1 protein-coding gene and 1 CRISPR repeat array are annotated in these 6,133 nt (G+C 52.5%); the gene reads right to left on the bottom strand.

What is annotated here, in order from left to right:
- Nucleotides 1-7 precede the first annotated feature (7 nt).
- Nucleotides 8-4,825: direct repeats of the CRISPR family, unit length 36 nt; unit sequence GTTCCCCCTTCGGGGGGATCCCTAGAAATTGGAAAC.
- A 72-nt stretch (nucleotides 4,826-4,897) separates the two neighbouring features.
- Nucleotides 4,898-5,899: a CHAD domain-containing protein gene (locus NW843_RS06715; RefSeq protein WP_414522472.1), complete on the bottom strand. Its 1,002-nt coding sequence runs from the start codon at nucleotides 5,897-5,899 to the stop codon at nucleotides 4,898-4,900.
- Nucleotides 5,900-6,133: the final 234 nt, after the last annotated feature.

The raw sequence follows: 6,133 nt of genomic DNA, 5'->3' as shown, positions 1-6,133 counted from the left end.
GGGTGGAGTTCCCCCTTCGGGGGGATCCCTAGAAATTGGAAACAAGGAGCGCTATTGCAGATCTGTACCGGCGGATCTGCATGGTTCCCCCTTCGGGGGGATCCCTAGAAATTGGAAACATTTCTCCTGGGTGTCAGAGGGGGAGGTTAGTTTAGCGGGAGTTCCCCCTTCGGGGGGATCCCTAGAAATTGGAAACCTAAGCAAATCCACAGTGCGGGGGTGTTCTACCCCTGTGATGTTCCCCCTTCGGGGGGATCCCTAGAAATTGGAAACACGAGAAACTAGTTGAGGTTGTATCCCAATTCGGTACAGTTCCCCCTTCGGGGGGATCCCTAGAAATTGGAAACCAGATCGTACTCAGTCATGGTCATGTACTCGACCCAATGTTCCCCCTTCGGGGGGATCCCTAGAAATTGGAAACACCGATAGTCGTGAAATCATCATTCATAAGGATAGTGTTCCCCCTTCGGGGGGATCCCTAGAAATTGGAAACCCCACCCCTTCTTCGCATAAGGTGGCACGATTCCATCTTATGTTCCCCCTTCGGGGGGATCCCTAGAAATTGGAAACACCCCTCTCGGGCATACATAAGCGGTATTTTCGTAGGGTTCCCCCTTCGGGGGGATCCCTAGAAATTGGAAACACCGACTAGTCAGCCGGGTCCAACGACTAGTCTGGTAAGTTCCCCCTTCGGGGGGATCCCTAGAAATTGGAAACTTAAGGCCATTCTCATCAAAGATGCAAACCGAACATACGTTCCCCCTTCGGGGGGATCCCTAGAAATTGGAAACGAACTGGATACTCGATATCCGGCTTGGTTAACACCAAGGTTCCCCCTTCGGGGGGATCCCTAGAAATTGGAAACTATCGGGATAAAGAACACCCAGGATTATCTCCTGGGTGTTCCCCCTTCGGGGGGATCCCTAGAAATTGGAAACTTCATTTGAATTGTGAGTGTAGCTGCCCTCTCTAGTGTTCCCCCTTCGGGGGGATCCCTAGAAATTGGAAACCTCGGAGAATAGTAATTGTTCGATAGCATTCGTTAGTGTTCCCCCTTCGGGGGGATCCCTAGAAATTGGAAACTGCACTGCAACGGCAATCTGGGAGGTTTTTGACCTACCGTTCCCCCTTCGGGGGGATCCCTAGAAATTGGAAACATTCCCTGCCGATAGGAGGTTTACTATGCTTATCAAGTTCCCCCTTCGGGGGGATCCCTAGAAATTGGAAACCGACTATATCCGGGACATAGCCCGGATAATGTCGACCTTGTTCCCCCTTCGGGGGGATCCCTAGAAATTGGAAACGAGTAATCCTTCCAAGCGGGGCGCTCGCCCCCTCCCAAGTTCCCCCTTCGGGGGGATCCCTAGAAATTGGAAACTAGAAGAACCCCATATACTCCCTTAAACTGAGTAATAGTTCCCCCTTCGGGGGGATCCCTAGAAATTGGAAACCAGTGTTTCGCGGTGGGGAACTGCCGGTTCCCCCACGTTCCCCCTTCGGGGGGATCCCTAGAAATTGGAAACTGGAAGACATCCGCTCTAATATAAAGTGGATAGTTTGTTCCCCCTTCGGGGGGATCCCTAGAAATTGGAAACAGGTATTCATACAAACCTCCCTTTGATTGGGATAAAAGACAGTTCCCCCTTCGGGGGGATCCCTAGAAATTGGAAACATACCTTCAAATTTGCCGGGGTCGATGGTCGTTATGTCATGTTGTTCCCCCTTCGGGGGGATCCCTAGAAATTGGAAACTACGACCCGTGGACTTCTGGGGAGGGATACCCGATGTTCCCCCTTCGGGGGGATCCCTAGAAATTGGAAACTTGGAAGACTTCGTAGACCTCGACTATGCTGTTATAGACCGTTCCCCCTTCGGGGGGATCCCTAGAAATTGGAAACACGTGATAGAGGTGTACGAGGTTTTCAAGGCAATAAAGGGTTCCCCCTTCGGGGGGATCCCTAGAAATTGGAAACTTGCCTTATCTGCTTCGGCTGCCTTGTACAGTTTGTTGCAGTTCCCCCTTCGGGGGGATCCCTAGAAATTGGAAACTTGCTTGGGAGTATGATAGTACTCCCAGATGGTTCTAGGGTTCCCCCTTCGGGGGGATCCCTAGAAATTGGAAACATGCCCGAGAGGGGTTGGTGAGAAACCTATTTAGGTGCTGTTCCCCCTTCGGGGGGATCCCTAGAAATTGGAAACCTCTACCTGAGGCATTGCACTTTCAAATATCCTCCGAGCTGGTTCCCCCTTCGGGGGGATCCCTAGAAATTGGAAACCTGCCAATCAGGCAGCCTTTGTTTAAGGTTAGACCAAGTTCCCCCTTCGGGGGGATCCCTAGAAATTGGAAACGTTCGCAAGTTCCTTGTGACAAACAGCCTCTATGAGGTGTTCCCCCTTCGGGGGGATCCCTAGAAATTGGAAACCATCGAGGCTGCCCGGTTTATCCGGGCACGTCTGGTTCCCCCTTCGGGGGGATCCCTAGAAATTGGAAACCTTGTATGCGACTTGCCCAAACAGAGATTAGCCTACAAAGTTCCCCCTTCGGGGGGATCCCTAGAAATTGGAAACAGATTAATGCTACTGTCAATAAAGTACTTGCCAATTTACTGGTTCCCCCTTCGGGGGGATCCCTAGAAATTGGAAACCACAGTGGCAGGGGATGAAGCCCCCTGCATAGTAGATTTGGAGTTCCCCCTTCGGGGGGATCCCTAGAAATTGGAAACTCACCAAAGGTTGCCAAATTGGCAGCCTTTTTTATTTTTAGTTCCCCCTTCGGGGGGATCCCTAGAAATTGGAAACCTGAACATCTACCGGGCACATGTAAGCCCGGCAGTGTTCCCCCTTCGGGGGGATCCCTAGAAATTGGAAACGGATAGTTTACAATAGTAATTATCCACTCTATCTCCGGTTCCCCCTTCGGGGGGATCCCTAGAAATTGGAAACAAGCCCTTCTGACCAAACCCTAGTAGTACAGGCAGGGGTAGCGTTCCCCCTTCGGGGGGATCCCTAGAAATTGGAAACTTTAAGGGAATGAGCCTATGGAAGAGAATGAGATGGGTTCCCCCTTCGGGGGGATCCCTAGAAATTGGAAACGAGGGGTAAAGGTTAGAGTAATATCCAACCTTCACCCCAAGCTTGTTCCCCCTTCGGGGGGATCCCTAGAAATTGGAAACCCTATTTAGGTGCTTTCGTACTCCGTTTAAGGGAATGAGCGTTCCCCCTTCGGGGGGATCCCTAGAAATTGGAAACTAGAACACCAGGTCCGTACCCCCGTCATCCGAGGGCTTGTTCCCCCTTCGGGGGGATCCCTAGAAATTGGAAACTTGTAATTTGTATTACAGGTATTATAGATGCTAAAAGTTCCCCCTTCGGGGGGATCCCTAGAAATTGGAAACAACTCCAGGGGCCTTCTAGGCCATTTTAAGGCCAACCGTTCCCCCTTCGGGGGGATCCCTAGAAATTGGAAACTGGATTCCTCTTGGTACAAATAACCTCCCCTAAGCAGTTCCCCCTTCGGGGGGATCCCTAGAAATTGGAAACAATGGTTCTAGGCAGCTTCCTGGGGCTTCTAGGGGCCGTACAGCGTTCCCCCTTCGGGGGGATCCCTAGAAATTGGAAACCTGTCGTTGGGAACACCAATAATAGGTTCTCCCATCGATTTGTTCCCCCTTCGGGGGGATCCCTAGAAATTGGAAACAATCGAGAAGGGGTGGCTGCGCAAAGGCAGCCTCCCGTTCCCCCTTCGGGGGGATCCCTAGAAATTGGAAACTGCACAGTGGTTGTCTTGTAGGATTTGAGCAACTGTGAAGTTCCCCCTTCGGGGGGATCCCTAGAAATTGGAAACATGAAGCGCAGAGCATCTAACTTGCTAACGCTGGCTAGAAGTTCCCCCTTCGGGGGGATCCCTAGAAATTGGAAACTCCATAACTACCTCCTCCCTTACGTAGGAAGAAAGAACAGTTCCCCCTTCGGGGGGATCCCTAGAAATTGGAAACGATACGCAAAGTCTTCCTTGTAGAGAATGGTATCGTAATGTTCCCCCTTCGGGGGGATCCCTAGAAATTGGAAACTATTGTGACCATAAGTACTTTCAGCTTTGTAGTAGGTATCGTTCCCCCTTCGGGGGGATCCCTAGAAATTGGAAACAGATGGACCCCGTTGGGGTCTCAATTCTTTCTTCCGAGGGTTCCCCCTTCGGGGGGATCCCTAGAAATTGGAAACCACCACACGCGGGTCGGCTAATGCCTTTAGGCTGGTGGCCGTTCCCCCTTCGGGGGGATCCCTAGAAATTGGAAACGACCCATTGGTACCTTTGGGTAGGGAGTTGGCCCTTTCGGATGTTCCCCCTTCGGGGGGATCCCTAGAAATTGGAAACAGCACATGGCAACATAGGCATTCCAGTCATTAAACACAAAGAAGGTTCCCCCTTCGGGGGGATCCCTAGAAATTGGAAACTATTCTACTTCCGGGGGTCCTGGATAATTTTCCAGGATGGCTGTTCCCCCTTCGGGGGGATCCCTAGAAATTGGAAACACTTGACTGAGTGCAGCTTTAATAATATCATCATTCAAGTTCCCCCTTCGGGGGGATCCCTAGAAATTGGAAACTTCTTTATTCCCCAAAAAGGGAGGGTCTATGAACATGGTTCCCCCTTCGGGGGGATCCCTAGAAATTGGAAACCAGCGCTGAGACCGAAGAACCTGTTCTTTGGTGTACATGTTCCCCCTTCGGGGGGATCCCTAGAAATTGGAAACTTCTCCCACTCAACTCGGGCTTTCTCAACTCGAATGTTCCCCCTTCGGGGGGATCCCTAGAAATTGGAAACCCTATAGCCACAAAAAATCCCCCGCCAATAAGGCGGGGTTTTTCCTTCGGGGGGATCTATAGAATTGGAAACCTAGGGATCCCCAGTTGGAAAGAAATTGGAAACAGAGAAAAGATTAGAGTAAAGCCGGTGCTGCTCGGCAGAGGCCAGGCAGCGCTGTTGGTGCTCAGGCCACTCCTGGAGGGCTAGTTTTTGTTGTTCCTGGAGAAGGGTTTGTAGGTCTGAGTCTGCAGGCAGCTCGCCTTGCAAAACCTGCAAATCGTTAAAGCGGCCCAGTTGATCCTGCAAGCACTTCAGGGTTGCTATCCAATCTTGCATGGTTTCCCCGTAAAAGGGCGCAAAAAACTCCACCTGATAGCGGAGTCGTTTGGTGGCCTTGCGCAGCTCGTGCAGTTGCTCAGCCTGGGCTTCCGTTGCGGGGAAAGCAGGGATCCGCCAGCCTGGCTGCAGCAGCCACTGGGCCAGCAGGGGAGTCAGCAAGTGGGGCAAGCTTTCCGGCAAAGGCAGCTCCGCCTGGGGCTTATAGCGGGGGTGAGCCAGCCACTGCTCGCAGGCAGCTTGAAACGCCAGGAAGTCAGCATCTTCAAGAATGCGGCGGGAGCGTTTCTCGGCTTGGGTTCGACGTTGCTGCAGATCTTGTTTTAGCTTCTCCAGTTCTGCCTGCTGGGCTGCCGGGATCCCTTCCCAGCAAGGTTCCTGCAGGATTTCCAGCAGCACGTCCAGATCCCGCTGTTTGCCCAAAGCACTGGCCAGCTTCTGCAGGCGTTTGGGCTTGAGAGGCTTGGGCAGCCGGACGGATCCCTGAAACACCTGCACCCAAGTGCCAATACGGCGCAAGGTCACCCGGATTTGGTGCAGAGATTCTGCCGCCTCTGGATGCTGAGCTAGAACTCGCCTTACGTGTTTCTGCAGCCGCTGCCATTGCTGGCTCAACAGCTGGTGGGCCCAGGCGGCCACGGTTGGCAAGGGCGCAGATGAGGGCAAGGTCAAGTGCAAGGACTCTGTCCCGCTGACGCGAAAGGACTCCGTCCCGCTGACGCGATCGGTTTTCAGCTCAGCAGCAACAGCGTCCACAGCCAGTCTCCTCTACCCAAAACGAGAACCAAGAGGGCAGCAGACTCTTTTCACATAGGTCATCCAGCTTAGCTTGAGGTTACCCCCGCCTCTTCCTTTTTAACCTAATCTTAACCTTGGTAAACCGAGCAGGCTGTGGCCAGGGAAACTGTCGCGAGCTTTGGCCTGTCGCGCCATTCCCGTCAGCGGAACAGAGCATGACTCTAGTCAATAATAAGCTCAACTATACTGAAA

The sequence above is a fragment of the Synechococcus sp. R5-12 genome (assembly GCF_047502655.1).
In the GTDB taxonomy this organism is placed as follows: Bacteria; Cyanobacteriota; Cyanobacteriia; order Thermostichales; family Thermostichaceae; genus Thermostichus.
The sequence above is the reverse complement of the archived record's forward strand: the minus strand, read 5'-3'. Positions and strand labels throughout refer to the sequence as shown.